This is a genomic window from Paenarthrobacter sp., assembly GCF_031180005.1.
In the GTDB taxonomy this organism is placed as follows: Bacteria; Actinomycetota; Actinomycetes; order Actinomycetales; family Micrococcaceae; genus Arthrobacter.
The window spans coordinates 1-16,556 of record NZ_JAPSHI010000034.1 but is presented as its reverse complement, the minus strand read 5'-3'; the positions used below and the strand labels follow the sequence as shown (position 1 = coordinate 16,556).

The following is a 16,556-nucleotide window of genomic DNA, read 5'->3' as shown; positions in this document are numbered from 1 at the left end:
GCCGGCTCACGCCTACACGTAGTCATACGCGTCCTTGCCAAGCCGGCCCTTGACGAAAACGTCTTCAACTTCACGCTTGAACCGTGAGCGCTCATTCAGGATGGCCTCGCGGTAGGTGTCCTGCTTGGCCACCTCTGCGTCCAGGTTTTCAATAAGTTGCGGAAGCATGCCTGCAGCGGTCCGCACTTCCTCATGGTCCGGGGTGACCTTGTGCTCCCACGGGATGGGTACATCGGCAAAGAAGGCTCCTGAACCGCGGCGTGCCACGACCGTCAATGCGCCTGACAGGGTAGCTTCCCTTGGCATCCGGTCTTTGCCGGGGTGGTGACCCAGGTCAAGGTATACGCCGCATCCCTGCAGGGTGGAGACGACCTCCGCGCGGGTCATGCCAACAATGGGGCGCCATTCGATGGACGGTGGGCAAATCGCCTTGACAGCCTCAATGATTTTTCCGCCCTTGGCCGGGTTGTATGCCACCTGTGAAGGGTTGCGCCGTACGTCGGTTCCGGCCTGGAATTCATCGGTCGGGGTGTAGTCCGACACCAGTGAGGGCACCACATCGAACCTGGTCGCAATGAAGGCCCACGCGTAGGAGGACTGAACGAGGTGGATAACGTCGCGGTCGTTCCGAAGAGCGGCGGGATTCACCCGGTTTTTCCACATCCGCGCAAAAGGTACAGCCACTTCCCGGGCTTTTGACACCAGGCCTGACGTGTTTCGCTGCCACAGGCGTTCTGCCATGAAGGTCAAGGAATTATCAATGCTGAGCCACCAGCACATGCGCCGGGCGTGCTTCACGCCGGACATCTCATAGACGTAGGTTTCCGGGTAGACCACCGTGTTCCCGGGGGCGTCGATTATTTCAGGTGCCTCCGGCGCGTTATAGATCCCATACTGTTCGACGCGCGGATTATGCGCAGTGTGGGGATGGGGGACCAGGTAGGCATCCTGCCCCAGTTCGCGGAGCATATCGACAAGCTGATGAAGAGCTTCGGGCCCCCCTGTCCTCAGTCCCCTGTGGTAGAGGACGAAGATTGTTCCTGAGTTGATGATCATTGAAGTCTTTCGATTTCGGCTGAACCAAGGGCGCTGTTGCTGAACAAAAGTTATCCGGCCTAACGCAAACGCGCAGCCAGGGAGTCGTCTATCTTCCCCATTCGCTGGCGCAGGGCATCACGGACTCCGGCGATGGCGGCAATGAGATGCTTGCGCCGGTTTGGGCCGAAGCCGAACCGAACGACATGGCTCTGAATCTCCATGTAAATCCTGCGCAGCACCCACTTAGGCTGCTTGCTCGCATATCGGCGGGCCAGGACCAGGGAGTTCCGGGTGATGTAATAAACCCGGAAAGGCGCGTGGTAGTAAACAAAGAGTTTTTTGGGGCCGACCCGGGCATGCCAACCCAGGATCTTCATCGGACGGGCGTTACCGAGGCTGTGCTCGAGGTTGCAACCGCGCCCGGCCAAGGCCCTTAGCCCGTGCTCGCGCAGACGGGCGTTGAATTCGGAATCAACGCAATCGATGAAGAAGCCTTCGTCGAAATAACCCACCGACTCGAAGACGTCTGTTCGCACGAGGGTGCCGCTGGTCATTGGGTCAAAAATCTGGGGCTCGTCCTGTCCGCCCCATGTTGGCAACGGGATGTTGTTGTGCGATTCCGCGCACACCATGGCCACGCTTCCGGGGTCGCGTGAGGAACGCGCAGTGGCGAGGGCGGCGGTGACATAGTCGCCGGTCAGCCGGGAGTCCTGGTCCATTGTCAGGACCCACTGAGGGTTCCAGCGGCGTACTGCTTCCTTGACGCCGACGTTCAGCGCCCGGGCTATACCGGAATTGGTGTCCAGCCTGACGATGACCGCGCCCAGCTTCTCCATGTCGGCCAGCGGCTGGCTGACATCCGCGGGGGAGCCGTCATCCACCACGACGACGTGGTCAACGAAGCGCAGCAGCCACTCGACGTTGGCTACGTTTTCCGGTCCCGGATTGAAGGCCGAGACGACGCCGCAGACTTTGTTCTGCGGCTGGATGCTTCCAGACCCGACCGGTTCCATCAGGCCACCTTCGCTTTGCGCGCACGGACGAGGGCCTCAATGACGTTCCGAACAAAGGCGACACGGGCACGGACAATTTTGGAAACAGAGCGGACCCCGAGAGGCGTCAGGTTTCCGCCGTGCAGTCGATGCAGAATGGTGTCTTCTTCCAGGTAGACGATGGAGCGGTTGACGTTGCCCACTGTCGCTATCCACTGGTCGTGTGATTCGTTCATGTAGGAGGGGAAGGGGAGGACCTGTTCCAGCAGCTCATGCCGCATTGCCATGGCGCATCCCCAATGCAGCCGGTACCCCACGACGATGCCGAGGATGTTGCGTACAGCATGATCCGCGTCCCTGGACCTCAGCCGGATTTCGTGGAACGAGCCCAGCGGCCCATCCACGTGCTTGCAGTTGCTGACCACCATGCTCTTGCCATTCATCGCGGCAATCATGAGCTCGACGCGGCCGGGCAGCCAGACGTCGTCCTGGTCCGAGAGGAACACGAACTGTCCACGCGCTTCACGGAGTGCGTTCTCGAACGTGCGAACGTACCCACGGTTTTGTCCGGCCCTGATCAGGCGTATCCGGGGATCACCGATGGCCGCGACGATATCGGGCGTTCCGTCGGTGGAGCAGTCATCGACCACTATCAGTTCGTCGTCGGCCCCAAGCTCGGCCAGGATTGAAGCGATTTGTTCTTCGATATGGCGGGCGCCATTGTACGCCGCCATGCACACGCTCACACGTGGGTTGGCAGCGGATGCGGGGTCCATAAGTCTTTTCTCCTCAGGCCTCCGGGCTGTGCCAGCGGGGCGGGCAGGTCCCCAGCAGTCTAGCAAGGCGCCACTGTCGAATTGGACGCTGCACCTGTCAACTATAATCGAGGGGATGCAGCCGCCGAGCTCTTCGAGCGGAAACCACGGAAGGAACCTCAGGTCCATGACCGTTGACGTAATGTTGCCGTACTACGGCGATGTCCAGCAGATGAAGCTCGCAGCTCGCAGCGTGATGAATCAGGAAAACCAGGACTGGCGGCTCGTTGTTATTGACGACGGGTACCCCGACCCTGAGCCGGAGCGGTGGTTTTCCACTATCACCGACCCCCGTGTCACCTACATGAAAAACGAGCAAAACCTCGGCGCGAACGGCAACTACCGCAAGGCGTTGACGCTGGTAGAGGCGCCCTATGTCGTCATCATGGGCGCCGACGACATCATGCTTCCCAACTACCTTGACGTGGTGGTCAGCGCTTTTGAGGAGTACCCGCAGGCTGACGTGGTGCAGCCCGGGGTGCAGGTTATCGATGAACGGGGCGTCGCGTGCACGCCGCTCGTTGATGCTGTCAAGAAGGTTTACGCACCCAAGGCAAGCGAGCGGGTCGAGCTGAAGGGCGAGGCGATGGCGACAAGCCTCGTACGGGCAGACTGGGCGTACTTCCCCTCGTTGGCCTGGCGGGCGGAGACGATGAAGCGCATTGGGTTCACCGAGGGCCTCGACGTCGTCCAGGACCTGGCTTTGCTGCTGGATATCGCCGTGGAGCAGGGTTCGATGGTAGTGGATCCCGTCCTGGCATTCCTGTACCGCAGGCACTCTGCGTCCGATTCCTCCGTCCGGGCCCTGGACGGACGGCGCTTTGATGAAGAGAGGCGCTTTTTCCAGCAGCAGTCGGAGCGGTTCAGCAGACTCGGTTGGAAGGGTGCGGCACGTGCGGCAAGTTTCCATACGACGTCGCGCCTCAACGCTGCCTCCCTCATCCTGAAGTCTGTCCGTAAGGGCAAGTTCGACTCTCTGCCCAGGCTCGCCAAGCACGTCATCAGCTGAGGCGGGAGGGCAACAAAAAGGGACGCCGAAGCGTCCCTTTTTTGTTGCCGTCTTTAGGCCCGGGCTACGCGGCGGTCACACCTTACCGGATTCGGAAGAGCTCCCGAAGGGCGGCCGGGCACGCAGCTGTTCCCGGACCTCAGCCAGCTCCGCCTTGAGGAGAGCCACCTCTTCGCAGAGGATCCGCACCTCGTCTTCCGCCTGGGACTGCTCCCGGGAAAGATGCAGGCAGACGCCCACCAGCAGGATCAACGTCATGATGAACAGCAGGTTGGCAGGCACCTGGATCCCAAGGATGCCGCTGGCGTTCTCCAACAGCGATGGGAAAGCCGAAAGCAGCAAGGTGCCGATGCCGATCACAATCCACAGGACGGCGTACTTCTCCCGGAGTTTCTGCCGCCGCAGCATCTCGAACACGAAAAAAAGGATCGCCACGACGACGATGGAGCCCATAAGGAGCGACATAGTTATTTCCTAGTTAGTGGACGGATCGGTTTTCTTGCGCGTGAGCGCGAAGAGCAAAGCCATGCCCGAGCGTCCCAGATAAATTGCGGCCTTCAGCGGATCGTGGCTGGGTGTGCCACCCTGCCGTGCGCGCATGGAAACCGGTACTTGCTTGACACTGCATCCGGACCTGATGGCGACAACCAGCGAGTCGATGGTGTCGCCCAGATATTCTGCCGGGTAGTGGTCGACGTACTGGCGGATGGCTTTCATGTTGGCTGCCCGGAAACCTGAAGTTACGTCGGTCAGTTTGGTACCGGCAACACGGGAGATGGTCCAGGCGAGAACCTTCATGGCCCATTTCCTCGGGCCGCTTACGGTGTAGTTGCCCTTGTCGGCGAACCGGGCGCCGATGGCGATATCAGCGTGCTGCAGGCCGTCGAGCACCGCTTTGATATCCCGCGGATCGTGCTGGCCGTCGGCATCGACCTGGATGACCCGGCTGTAGCCGTTGTTCTTGGCGTACTTAAAGCCCGTTCGCATGGCACCGCCCACACCCATGTTGAAGGGCAGTTGCAATACGGTGGCACCCGCATCGCGTGCCACCTGCGCGGTGTTGTCACGGGAACCATCGTCCACCACGAGGACGTCGCAGGTCGGCCCGAATTCGTAGACTTCCCGGATCGTGTTGCCGATGGACTCGGACTCATTCCAGGCAGGCATGATAACCAGGGTGTCAGGGGTCCGTATGGTACTGGTCATGAATCAACCCGCCCGTTTCTTAGATACGCCGCCAGCCGGCTGCTTGATTCAGCAGGAACGAATCCAGTGGACTTTATTTTCGTGAGGTTCAGGGTGCTTGCAAGCGGACGCGGTGCGGCAGCCTTTCCGCGGAAATATTCCTCGGTTGAGACTCCGGTAACGGAATCACGCGGGCTGCCGGTGAGCTCGAACACGTCCGCGGCGATGTCTGCCCAGGACTGCGGAGTTCCCTCGTTGCTGAGGTTGTACGTCCCGTAGTCGGCGCCGTTGTCGAGCAGGTGTTTTATGCAGGCTGCAATGTCCTCGGTGAAGGTCAGCCGTCCCACCTGGTCGTTAACCACGGACGGGGTGATTCCCCGCTTCGCCAGGGATGCCATTGTCTTCACAAAGTTTGACCCTGCTCCGATGACCCAGCTGGTGCGCACGATGTAGTGCCGGGGGACGATACTGACGACGGCGTCCCCGGCGGCTTTGGTCTGGCCGTAGACACCCAGCGGGGTGAAGGGCTCAGTCTCGTCGTGGCTTTCCTGTCCGCCGTCGAAGACGTAATCCGAGGAAACGTGCACCAGAGTCAGGTCATGTTCGACTGCAGTCCGGGCGAGCCGCGCAACGCCGGACACGTTCACTGCCCAGGCGCAAGCCCGCCCCTCAGGGGTTTCGGCAGCGTCGACAGCAGTGTAGGCAGCAGCGTTGATGATTGCCGAGTAGTTTTTCCAGTTCCGGGAGCGGAAGGAAGTTTCAGCACCGATATCGAAGGAATCACGCCCGGCAAATTCCACAGCCGCATCGCCGCCGTAGAGATCCTGCAGTGCCTTGCCCAGCTGGCCGTTGGCGCCGATGACGAGCACCTTTTTCGCCGGCATCGGCACTACGTCGGCAAGGCGGGGATGCTGCCTGTCCTTGTCCGAGAGTTCTGCCTGATCAAGGGCAATCGGCCAGGGAATGGCGACGCTCTCATCCGCAAGGTTCAGGAAGGTGTACTGGCTCTGGGCGTCGGCTGACCAGTGGTCATTCACCAGGTAGGTGTAGGCAGTGTTGTCCTCGAGGGTCTGGAACGCGTTACCGACGCCGCGGGGAATGAAAATGGCCTGGCTGGCATCCAGTTCGGCCGTGAAAACGGTACCGAAGGAAGGTCCTTCGCGCAGGTCAACCCAGGCCCCGAAGATCCTTCCCGTGGCCACGGAGATGAATTTGTCCCACGGTTCTGCATGGATACCGCGGGTGGTGCCTGCCTTCTCGTTGAAGGAGATGTTGTTCTGCACCGGACGGAAGTCCGGCAGCCCCAGGGACACCATCTTTTCCCGCTGCCAGTTCTCCTTGAACCAACCGCGGTTGTCGCCATGGACCGGAAGATCGTAGAGCTTTACCCCGGGAATGGGGGTGTCGTGCTGGGTCAGTTTTTTCGAAAACTCGATGGTCATCGTCTACTGACCCTGCTCCTTGTATTTCGCCTCGGTCAGGGCCTTCTGGGGGCGCCACCAGTCCTCGTTGTTGCGGTACCACGCGATGGTGTCCTCGATGCCGGCGTCGAAGTTGGAAAACTCCGGTTCCCAGCCCAGCTCGGTGCGCAGCTTGGAGGAATCAATGGCGTACCGCAGATCGTGCCCGGGACGGTCCACCACATGGTCGTAGGCGTCAGGGGACTGGCCCATGTGCTTGAGGATGAGTTCGACGACGTCCTTGTTGTTCTTCTCGCCGTCGGCGCCGATCAGGTAGGTCTCGCCGATTTTGCCCTTGGCGATGATGGCAAGAACCGCCGAGGAGTGATCGTTGGCGTGGATCCAGTCGCGTACGTTCTCGCCCTTGCCGTACAGCTTGGGGCGGATGCCGTCGATCACATTGGTGATCTGGCGCGGGATGAATTTCTCCACGTGCTGGTAGGGGCCGTAGTTGTTGGAGCAGTTGCTGATGGTTGCCTGCAGCCCAAAGGAGCGTACCCAGGCGCGGACCAGCAGATCGGACCCGGCTTTGGTGGAGGAGTAGGGGCTGGAGGGGTTGTACGGTGTCTGCTCGGTGAACCGTTCCGGGTCATCGAGTTCGAGATCGCCGTAAACCTCATCGGTGGAGATGTGGTGGAAGCGCTTGTTGTGCTTGCGCGCCGCCTCGATCAGCGTGTAGGTGCCGATGATGTTGGTGTCGAGGAACGGGCGGGGATCGTGCAGGGAATTGTCGTTATGTGACTCCGCCGCGTAGTGGACCACGACGTCCGTGTCCGCCACGAGCGGCTCCACCAATGCCGGGTCGGCAATGTCGCCCTGGACGAAGGAGAAGCGGTCTTCGGGCAGTCCACGCAGCGATTCGAGGTTGCCGGCGTAGGTCAGCTTGTCCAGAACGGTCACGTGCGAGTCCGTATTTTCCAGAACGTAGTGGACAAAGTTGGAGCCAATGAAGCCGGCGCCGCCGGTAACAAGAAGTCGCTGCATAATTCCCAAGGGTACCGGATTTGCCCGGTGCACTTGGCGAAGGGAAAGATGGGGACATGCGCGGAATAATACTTGCCGGCGGTACCGGCTCCAGACTTCACCCCATCACACTGGGGGTCAGCAAGCAGTTGGTTCCGGTCTATGACAAGCCGATGATCTACTACCCGCTTTCCACGCTGATCCTTGCCGGGATCCGGGACATCCTCGTTATTACGACCCCCCACGACAGCGAACAGTTCGAGCGGCTGCTGGGGGACGGTTCGCGTTTCGGCGTTTCCATCACTTACAAGCAGCAGCCCTCGCCCGACGGTCTTGCCCAGGCTTTCGTGCTTGGTGCCGACCACATCGGAGATGACACGGTTGCCCTCGTCCTGGGCGACAACATCTTCTACGGGCAGGGGATGGGCACGCAGCTGCGTCGGTTTGAGAACATCGATGGCGGTGCCGTTTTCGGCTACTGGGTGGCGGACCCCAAAGCCTACGGAGTCGTACAGTTCGATTCAGCCGGCAATGTGCTTTCCCTCGAAGAGAAGCCTGCTGAACCGAAGAGCCACTACGCGGTGCCTGGTTTGTATTTCTATGACAACGAGGTGATAGAAATCGCACGCAACCTGAAACCCTCCCCGCGGGGGGAGTTGGAAATCACAGATGTGAACCGTACCTACCTTGAGCGCGGGAAGTTGAAGGTCGAGATTCTTCCAAGGGGTACCGCCTGGCTGGACACGGGCACCTTCGATGACCTCAACGACGCGTCCAACTTCGTGCGCACGACCGAAAACCGCCAGGGGCTGAAGGTTGGTGCTCCCGAAGAGATCGCCTGGCGCCAGGGGTTCCTGAGCGACGACGAACTCCGCGAAAGGGCAGAAGGCCTTGTGAAGAGCGGTTACGGTTCCTACCTCCTGCAGCTCCTGGAGTTTGGCCACTAGCCTGTAGCGGCAAAGGGACCGGGCCCTGATAGCAGGAAAGGCGGGGGCGCATCTACTGATGCGCCCCCGCCTTTGTTTGTTCCCTGGACTATCGCTGCTGGGCCATGGTGTTTTCCGCAGGAGAAGGAGACGCAGCCCTTCGTCCTGTGGGTGCTTTTGCCGGCTCAGCCGCTCCTGCCGTCGAGTGCGCAGTTGCGGTTGCGGGGCCTGGCAACGCGATGTCCCTGGCGGGGAAGAGGTGCCGGTAGATGAGTACGGCCCCAATAAGCAGCATTGCCAGGTAGAGGGCGGAAAGTCCTTGCCACGTGAGCGGAGGCTGCCACAGCGGCTCGGCCATCTCGGTCCAGTTCGTGTGCAGTGGCATCAGCCCTACGGTGAAGCGCCGGAGGGCATACAGGAAGACGTACAGGTGCGCCACGACGGCGCCGGAAAGAAGCCAGAGCGCCAATGACCGCGCCCTGGTTGAGTTACGGAACGATTGGTCGCGCTGGGTTACCCCGCAAACCACCAGGAGGAGAACCACCAGCGCGAGCAGGTAGCGGCCCTGCCAGATGTAGCCCAGCTCTTCGATGACCTGGGACTGCAGGATAGGCGGCAGCAGCACCACTGCTGCGGCAATGGGCAGTATCGCCGCCAGGCTTCGGACGGAGGCGCTGCTGAGTGCCGCAAGCAGAAGCGCCCCAAAGGTCAGGTGCCAGAAAATCTGGACCCCGGACGGGGCCGGCGTATCCAGCCAGCCCATGATCCCGATGTAGCCGTTGGCGTAATTGAAGGTTGCATCAAGCATGTGCGCGAACGCCTGGTCCGGCGTCGTCGTGCTGGGCGTGCCACCCAGGCTCTTGAGGCTGTCCGCCATTACCAGCCAGCCCAGGCCTGCTGCACACCCGGCAGCGACGAGCGCGGTCATGGCCAGGCCCAGCTTGTCCCGCAGTACCGCAACAAACGGACGCCAACCGAAAATAACCAAGGCTGCAAAGACGGCGGCCGCGAGCCAGATCAGGGACAGGGAACGCGTGTTCGCCAGCGCCACCCCGGACAGTCCAACGGCGACCATGGGAGCGCGCACGGTGGAAAGGGACTTGGCCTTATCCAGGACCAGGCAAAGGTTGAGGAAGAACGCGAGCGTGGTCACGATCTCCAGGGAATTGGGATTGATCGAGCCGCTGAGGTACAGAACCATGGGTGTGAGGGCAACGGTCGACGCTGTTACCGGCCACAGGCTGTGCCGGAGGCGGGTGGCCGCTACGAACGCCATGGCCAGGAAGGCCGCGGAAACCAATCCGCTGATGATGCGCATGCCGTAGAGGGCGGGGGCCCCGTCCAGGAACCGGGAGGGCAGTCCAGCCAGCACGTAGTAGAGCGGGTTGTAGTTGCCCGCCGTCGTCCTGGCCTGTGCCGGTGCTGTGTTGGCCGGATCGATGGGTGGGGCGCATGCGGCGGTCAGGTCCGGCTTGAACGCGGTGCAGGTCTGTGCGCCCAGTTCCGCAAAGTAACCGGGGACCCAGACAGTTACCGGTTCGCCCTGGGGTCCTGCCATCTGGGGTTGCACCTGCCCCCGGACGACGGCGGCGGCTTTGATGGCGTGCGCCGGCTCGTCCGGGACAGTCATCAGGGGCGATGCGAGTGCCCAAAGACTCGTCAGCGTCCCGAGTATTAGAAAAATTGAGACAGGCAGGAGGAACGGCAGTGAGCGGACGGAGGTCCACCGCACGCCGCTAGGCGTAGAGGGCATAACTCCTGAATGTACCACCAAGTGCCGTTCCTTCCGGACCGAAGGCGGCGGCACCTTGCCCCGGAGACCCTGCCCCGGAGACGAAGAAGGGCGGGCTGTGCGCAGATGTTCTGCGCACAGCCCGCCCTCACCTGCTGTCAATCAGAAGCCGACGGCAAAGCTGCGGCCAAGATAGCCTTCCGTGGGGCGCATTCCGGTCCCGTGGAAGCTCCACAATGATCCATCACTCCGCCTGGCGACGAGGTCCGGAATGGCGTCTGCTGTCAGGTTGTAAGCTGCCGTGATTGCATCGAAGCCCATCCACTCTGTGCTGATCCTTCGTGAGGATCCCGGGTAGCCGCTTCCGTTCCCGGCGTAGAGCCACATCGTGCCGTCGGGTTTACGCGCGAGGAGATCCGCTTTGCCATCTCCGTTGACGTCTCCGGGGCCGATGATCCGGTCGAAAATGTCCCAGCCGAACTCGCCAACCCTGACCGCACCCCGGTAGCCGGTGTTGCTGGCGTCCACCCGGCCGGTGCCCGCATAGAGCCACAGGGATCCGTCGCCCATCCGCCCGAGGACATCGTTCCTGCCGTCGCCGTTGTAGTCACCCACACCGGTAAGGGCGGTGAAGACATTCCAGCCGAAGTCGCCAATGCGGATCGGCGCGGAGTAGCCGTTACTGGTTGAGTTGACGGTGCCGGTGCCCGGGTAGAGCCACAGGGTTCCGTCCTTGCCGCGGGCCATGAGGTCCGGTTTGCCGTCGCCGGAAAAGTCCCCGACGCCGATGAGCGCGTTGAACGTTTCCCAGCCGAAGTCTCCCACCCGCCTGCTGGCGCCGTACGTTCCGGTTCCGGTGCCGGGGTAGAACCAAAGCGTTCCGTCCGGCTTCCTCGCAAGGAGGTCCGCTACGCCATCGCCGTTGAAGTCCTGGGTGCCCACAAGGGCGTCGAAAGCTTCCCAGCCGAAGTTGCCGATTTTCCTGGGCGCCTCGTAGCCGAGATCCTTCATTGCTGTTCCGGCATAGAAGTACACCGCTCCGGCGGGATCGTTGGCGACAAAGTCTGCCATGCCATCGCCGTTGGCGTCTCCAGTGCCGATGATGGAGTCGTAGATGTCCCAGCCCGTGCCGATCTGGCGGCCGTTTTTCAGGACAGCGCTTCCGGAGTTGGAGTACAGCCACAACGTTCCGTCCGGCTTCCGGCCGGCCAGGTCATTGGTTCCGTCGCCGTCAAAATCCCTGATCGGGAAGATCTGGTTGAAGACCTGCCAGCCGAAGTCGATTTTCCGGACCGGTCCCGGTTTGCCGGTCGCGGTACCGGAGTAGAGGTAGAGGTCGCCGTTGGCCAGCCGGGTCAGAAGGTCGGGCTTTCGGTCACCGTCAAAGTCGCCAACACCCAGGATGCTGTTGAAGGCTTCCCAGCCGAAATCACCAACCTTGACTCCGGCTGCGTAACCGGTTGACGAGGCGGACACAGTGCCTGTGCCTGCGTAGAACCACAGGGAGCCCTCGATCTTGCGGGCCAGCAGGTCATTTTTGCCGTCGCCGTTGAAGTCGCCGACTCCCAGAACCCGGTCGAACGCGTCCCAGCCGAAGTCTCCGATTTTGCGCCCGGTACCGAACTTTCCTGTGCCGTCGCCGGCGTAGAACCAGAGAGAGCCGTCCCGTTCCCGCTTAATGAGGTCGGCTTTTCCGTCGCCGTCGAAATCGCCGGGCGAGACGAGCTTGCGGCTCGGGTCTGTTGGAGCCGGCGGGGGAGACCCGGTGGCGAAGGCCTTCAGCGAGGCGTAGTCGCCGTTCCAGACGTTCGAGTCGCCCGCGAACGGACCCGTGCTGCTGTACTGCCAGATGCTGTAGGAGCTCCAGCTGCCGGTCGGAACCGGACCGGCATTGTTGGTCGGTGAGTTCGGGTAGGCAGCAACCCACAGCGGGTAGTTCCCGAAACCGGCAGGGTTGCCAAGGCACTGGTTCCACCAGTTGGTATTGGTGTAGATAACCGGCAACCTGCCGGTGAGGGCCTGCATGGTGTTGCCGAAATCGTGGACCCAGGCCTGCAGTTGGGCCGGCGACATGTTGTAGCACGTGTTGCCGAAGTAGAAGCCGTTGATCGTACGGCCTTCGTACGGGTTGAACTCGAAGTCCAGGACGGGCGGCATGGTGTAGCCGTCTGCTGACCAGCCGCCACCGTTCGCTACGAAATAGCGGGCCTGGTCGGCTCCGGACGACCAGTTTGGAATGGCGAAGTGGTACGCCCCGCGGATCATTCCCACGCTTCGCGAGCCCTGGTACTGCGAGCTGTAGGAGGGGTTTTTGTAGTAGTTGCCTTCCGTCGCCTTGATATAGGCAAAACGCCCGCCCATGTTCCACTGGTGCTGCCAGTCGACGCTCGGCTGGTGGCCGCTTACGTCCAGCCCCTGCACGCCGAATGTGGGCATCCAGGTGCCTTCGGTGGACAGAGTCTCCGCCCTTTGAGGGTCTCCGGAATTGTTCGACGCCGTCACACGGGCAGAACGCTGGCCCATTTCGGCTCCACCCACGCCCACTGCCTCAGCCATGGACTGACTTGCTTCCGCGGACGGCGTGGCCGGCGCAGGTTCACTGCTTTGGACGGGCTCAGGGTCAGGCGCAGGGGAAGAAGGCGGCGTGCCGGGGTCCCCGGGAGGGGTTTCCGCAGCCAGGGAGCCGGTCGGGGCTGGAGAGGGTTCCACGCCGTACGCGGCGGCGAGCCCCGGTCCAGCTATTAGGGACGCAGCAAGGAGTCCTATTCCCAAGGACTGCATGGCGAGGTGACGGGACTGAGACAGGTTCCGCTTCATTTTTGCTCCGGAGACAATGTGGCGCGTTGCCGAGCGCTCATTCATTAACTGCGCCAGGCAGCCTCCCCCAGGGGGACTCCGGCGCAGGTGTTATTTGATGATTATCGGGCTCACCTTAGCATCACTGTTACCCCTGTAACCACTGGTACAGCTGTTACTCACGTGATTTCCTGTTTCGGTTTTATCCACTGGCGCTCAAATAGCTCTTGTTGACCGCAGGCAGGATCCCTAGGCTTTAGCCAGTCGCACTGCCTCCGCCGGGGGCGGCAGTTGTCTGGGGGAACATTTGGATGCGCTGGAAATTGTTGAAGACGAACTCCGCGAACTGATTCGCCGCAGAGGGCTTGATCCGCTCCAGCAAGCCGGGGAAGTTCGACGACTGGTGGAAGCTGCAGTAACCGACTATGACGAGCGCGCCCTGATGGGGCCACTTCCTCCTCTCGGGTCGTTGGCCACGGCACGCCAGTTCCTTTTTGATGCAGTCGCAGGATTCGGGCTGCTGCAGCCGTTGCTGGATGACCCTGCGATTGAAGAAGTCTGGATCAATGCTCCCAATGAAATTTATGTCGCCAGGAACGGTGAATCGGAGCTGACATCCCTAAGCCTGACGGAGCAGCAGGTCCGCGACCTGGTTGAGAGGATGTTGAAGAGTTCAGGCCGCAGGCTGGACATGTCCTCACCTTTTGTGGACGCAGCCCTGCCTGATGGGTCGAGGCTGCACGTGGTCATACCGGACGTCACCCGCAGGCACTGGGCCGTCAACATCAGGAAGTTCGTCGTAAAAGCCAGCCGGCTTGAGCATCTCGTGGAGCTGGGCACGCTTACTCCGCATGCAGCCCGCTTCCTTGGGGCAGCGGTATCAAGCGGACTGAACATCCTGGTGTCCGGAGCGACACAAGCTGGTAAGACCACAATGCTGAACTGCCTGGCGGCGAGCATCGGCAGCCGGGAGCGCGTCATCACGGTAGAGGAGATCTTTGAGCTGCAGTTTGCTCTCCGGGACGTGGTGGGGCTGCAGTGCCGGCAGCCAAACCTGGAAGGGGAAGGAGAGATACCCCTGCGGCGCCTGGTCAAAGAGGCACTCCGGATGCGGCCGGACCGGCTGGTGGTTGGCGAAGTGAGGGAGGCGGAAAGCCTCGACATGCTGATCGCACTCAACTCGGGCTTGCCGGGAATGTGCAGCGTCCATGCGAACTCCGCGCACGATGCCATCACCAAGATCTGTACGCTTCCCTTGCTGGCTGGCGAAAATATATCCAGTGCTTTCGTTGTACCCACCGTGGCCTCCTGTATCGACTTGGTGGTGCACTGCAGCCGTCGAGCCGACGGACGGCGTGAAGTGACGGAAATACTGTCACTCGGCCGTAGGGTCGAAAACGGCATCATCGAGTCATCCTCCGTATTTGCAATGACCGAGGGGATTCTTCAGGCGCGCGCCAACTCAATGCCGGCGCAGGATAAATTTTCCAAAGCCGGCTATGACGTTGCAGCGTTGCTGGATCCGCGATGACGTCCGCGTTCCTGGGAGTGACAACAGGAATCGGCCTTTTCCTTGTCTGGTGGTCCTTCTGGGAATCTGCGGAGCCTGCCAACCCCAGGCGCAGGACCAGCCGTCTCGTTAACCTCCTGGCTGCCGCGGGTGTCGAAAAAGTATCCGCCCCGGGCCTGGCAGGTACCTGCATGGGACTGGGACTTTTCACAGTGCTGCTGTTCTACCTCGTTATCGGTTCCTGGCCCATTTCGTTTTGTTTCGGGCTCTTTGGAGCATGGCTTCCCCTGGTTCTCCTTCGCTGGAGGGCAAAGAAAAGGACCGCCTTGCTGCGCACCCTCTGGCCGGACGTCGTCGACCACCTGCGATCGGCTATTCGCGCCGGTTTGTCACTTCCGGAGGCGCTTATCCAGTTGGGAGAGAAAGGGCCTGAAGAACTACGGACTTTATTTCGCGACTTCGGTGCGGACTACCGTGCAGGGGGCCAATTCGAGGCGTCACTGAACCGGCTTAAGCACCGTCTTGCTGATCCTGTTGCGGACAGGATCATAGAAGCGCTCCGCCTGACGCGGGAAGTCGGCGGCTCCGATCTGGGAAAACTCTTGGGAACGCTCGCTGAGTTTCTGCGGGAAAGCGCTCGGACACGGAGCGAGTTGGAAGCACGGCAGTCGTGGACGATCAATGCCGCCCGGCTCGCAGTCGCAGCGCCCTGGATCGTACTGATGCTTCTTGCCACAAGGCCCGAGGCCGTGAACGCTTACAACACACCAATGGGGGCCGGCGTCCTGCTCGGCGGCCTGGTCGTCTCCTTGCTCTGCTACTCGGTAATGCTCCGAATTGGCGCTCTTCCCCAGGACGAACGGGTGTTGAAGTGACTATTTCGCCGGCCGCAGTTTTGTTCGGAGTTCTCCTGGGCGCGGGCCTGTGGCTGGTGATCTTTCGGTCCCCCTTCCTGCGCGCGACCACTTTCACGCAGCGCATTGAGCCCCAATTGAAGATGCAGAATACGGGGTCGCGGCTGTTGCTGGTGGAAGAACGGAACGTGACTCCGTTAGGGCCGCTGGGACGGATCGTCAAGCCGGTCCTGCATGACACCCTCGCGGCTCTTACCCGGCTGAATCCTGCGTCAAAAGCTACTGCCAGAAGGCTGGCGCAGGCTGGCATCAACAAATCTGCCGTCGATTTCCGCGCCGAACAATTGTTGTGGGCTGCGGCGGCTCTTGGAGGGGCCGTTGCCTTTGTCATCCTCGGCGCATCCGCCAACAGATTCAACCCCTTGTTTGCCGTTGCCGCTGTCCTTGGAAGCACGATCGGCGGCTTCATGTTCCGTGACTACTGGCTCGGCGTTCAGATCCGCCGTCGGGAATCGAAGATGATGGCCGAGTTCCCGAGCCTTGCGGAACTCATGGCACTCGCTGTCGGCGCCGGAGAGAGTGCAACCGGCGCCCTGGATCGGGTTTGCCGCCTGGGCAAAGGAGAGCTCGCAGGAGAGTTTGCCAAGGTACTTGCGGAAACACGGGCAGGAAAACCACTTGTACAGGCCTTGCAGGACTTTTCCGCGCGAACGGATCTGGCGCCCCTCGTCCGGTTCGTCGACGGCATTGTGGTGGCAGTTGAGCGGGGGACGCCCTTGGCCGACGTCCTGCGCGCCCAGGCACAGGACGTGCGTGATACTGCCAAACGGAACCTGATGGAAGAAGCCGGCAAGAAGGAGATCGCCATGATGGTGCCGCTTGTGTTTGGCGTACTCCCGTTGACGGTTGTCTTCGCAGTATTTCCCGGTATCGCCGCCATCAACCTCGGCTTATGACGTGCAGAACGGCGGGCTCGAAGTGACTTCAGTACTCAACCCAAAACCAGGAATAGGACGGAAAATCATGAGGAACCTGCGGATACGCTGGACAGTGCTGTTCCTGTCACTTGGGGCAACGCTCCTTGCCCAGCTGAACACCGGCCTTCGGAGTAAAAAACAGCAGCATGAGCACCCTGAAGAATTGTTCAATCAAGGCGCGGCAACAAGCCTTCCCGATAGCCATCCGGAACGGGGCGACGTGCCCGGCTGGGTGATGATTACGCTTATGTCCGCGGTGCTGGTGGCAGCACTGCTGGCGCTCGCCGGCCCCGCACTTG

The 16,556-nt window shown here is 61.3% G+C and carries 15 protein-coding genes; 6 read left to right on the top strand and 9 right to left on the bottom strand.

Annotation, left to right across the window (positions count from 1 at the left end):
- Window positions 1–12: 12 nt before the first annotated feature.
- Genes RIF72_RS17960 through RIF72_RS17950 form a run of 3 tightly spaced genes read right to left on the bottom strand, consistent with a single transcriptional unit; the run spans window position 13 to window position 2,806 of the window.
- Window positions 13–1,056 carry a hypothetical protein gene (locus RIF72_RS17960; RefSeq protein ID WP_309076189.1) on the bottom strand — a complete coding sequence of 348 codons (1,044 nt, stop codon included), beginning with the start codon at window positions 1,054–1,056 and terminating at the stop codon, window positions 13–15.
- 59 nt (window positions 1,057–1,115) lie between these two features.
- The gene (locus tag RIF72_RS17955; RefSeq protein WP_309076188.1) at window positions 1,116–2,051 is read right to left on the bottom strand and encodes a glycosyltransferase; all 936 of its coding nucleotides are present in this window, start codon (window positions 2,049–2,051) and stop codon (window positions 1,116–1,118) included.
- Window positions 2,051–2,806 (bottom strand): glycosyltransferase family 2 protein, encoded by a 756-nt coding sequence (locus tag RIF72_RS17950; RefSeq protein WP_309076187.1) that lies wholly within the window; start codon window positions 2,804–2,806, stop codon window positions 2,051–2,053. Before RIF72_RS17950 ends, RIF72_RS17955 begins: the two co-directional genes overlap by 1 nt.
- 166 nt (window positions 2,807–2,972) lie before the next feature.
- Here RIF72_RS17950 and RIF72_RS17945 point away from each other — a divergent pair, with 166 nt between their 5' ends.
- Window positions 2,973–3,854 (top strand): glycosyltransferase family 2 protein, encoded by an 882-nt coding sequence (locus tag RIF72_RS17945; RefSeq protein WP_309076186.1) that lies wholly within the window; start codon window positions 2,973–2,975, stop codon window positions 3,852–3,854.
- Between the two features lie 75 nt (window positions 3,855–3,929).
- Here the strand turns inward: RIF72_RS17945 and RIF72_RS17940 are convergent, their stop codons facing one another.
- From RIF72_RS17940 to rfbB, 4 genes are read right to left on the bottom strand one after another with little or no spacing between them, the layout of a single operon-like run.
- Window positions 3,930–4,319, bottom strand: coding sequence for a DUF2304 domain-containing protein (locus tag RIF72_RS17940; RefSeq protein WP_309076185.1), 390 nt, complete (start codon window positions 4,317–4,319; stop codon window positions 3,930–3,932).
- Between the two features lie 9 nt (window positions 4,320–4,328).
- Window positions 4,329–5,060: a glycosyltransferase family 2 protein gene (locus RIF72_RS17935; RefSeq protein ID WP_309076184.1), complete on the bottom strand. Its 732-nt coding sequence runs from the start codon at window positions 5,058–5,060 to the stop codon at window positions 4,329–4,331.
- On the bottom strand, window positions 5,057–6,481 hold the full coding sequence (locus tag RIF72_RS17930; protein WP_309076183.1) for a bifunctional dTDP-4-dehydrorhamnose 3,5-epimerase family protein/NAD(P)-dependent oxidoreductase: 1,425 nt from the start codon (window positions 6,479–6,481) through the stop codon (window positions 5,057–5,059). The genes RIF72_RS17935 and RIF72_RS17930 overlap by 4 nt, the downstream gene beginning before the upstream one ends.
- A 3-nt stretch (window positions 6,482–6,484) precedes the next feature.
- On the bottom strand, window positions 6,485–7,483 hold the full coding sequence (gene rfbB / locus RIF72_RS17925) for a dTDP-glucose 4,6-dehydratase (RefSeq protein ID WP_309076182.1): 999 nt from the start codon (window positions 7,481–7,483) through the stop codon (window positions 6,485–6,487).
- A gap of 56 nt (window positions 7,484–7,539) precedes the next feature.
- On the opposite strand from rfbB, the gene rfbA reads away from it, so the two are divergent.
- On the top strand, window positions 7,540–8,409 hold the full coding sequence (rfbA, locus tag RIF72_RS17920) for a glucose-1-phosphate thymidylyltransferase RfbA (RefSeq protein ID WP_309076181.1): 870 nt from the start codon (window positions 7,540–7,542) through the stop codon (window positions 8,407–8,409).
- An 88-nt stretch (window positions 8,410–8,497) separates the two neighbouring features.
- Here rfbA and RIF72_RS17915 read toward each other — a convergent pair whose 3' ends face one another.
- Entirely contained in the window at window positions 8,498–10,141 is a 1,644-nt protein-coding gene (locus tag RIF72_RS17915) for a DUF2142 domain-containing protein (RefSeq protein ID WP_309076180.1), read from the bottom strand.
- A 141-nt stretch (window positions 10,142–10,282) separates the two neighbouring features.
- A complete protein-coding gene (locus RIF72_RS17910; RefSeq protein ID WP_309076179.1) occupies window positions 10,283–12,937 on the bottom strand; it encodes a GH25 family lysozyme in 2,655 nt (884 codons plus the stop codon).
- A 286-nt stretch (window positions 12,938–13,223) separates the two neighbouring features.
- Between RIF72_RS17910 and RIF72_RS17905 the strand changes: the two genes are divergently transcribed.
- From RIF72_RS17905 to RIF72_RS17890, 4 genes are all read left to right on the top strand, one after another.
- Window positions 13,224–14,447, top strand: coding sequence for an ATPase, T2SS/T4P/T4SS family (locus RIF72_RS17905; RefSeq protein WP_309076178.1), 1,224 nt, complete (start codon window positions 13,224–13,226; stop codon window positions 14,445–14,447).
- Window positions 14,444–15,301 (top strand): type II secretion system F family protein, encoded by an 858-nt coding sequence (locus tag RIF72_RS17900; protein ID WP_309076177.1) that lies wholly within the window; start codon window positions 14,444–14,446, stop codon window positions 15,299–15,301. The genes RIF72_RS17905 and RIF72_RS17900 overlap by 4 nt, the downstream gene beginning before the upstream one ends.
- Window positions 15,298–16,236: a type II secretion system F family protein gene (locus RIF72_RS17895; protein WP_309076176.1), complete on the top strand. Its 939-nt coding sequence runs from the start codon at window positions 15,298–15,300 to the stop codon at window positions 16,234–16,236. The genes RIF72_RS17900 and RIF72_RS17895 overlap by 4 nt, the downstream gene beginning before the upstream one ends.
- A gap of 1 nt (window position 16,237) precedes the next feature.
- Window positions 16,238–16,556 (top strand): hypothetical protein (locus tag RIF72_RS17890; RefSeq protein WP_375164252.1); only part of this gene is annotated, 319 nt, incomplete at its 3' end.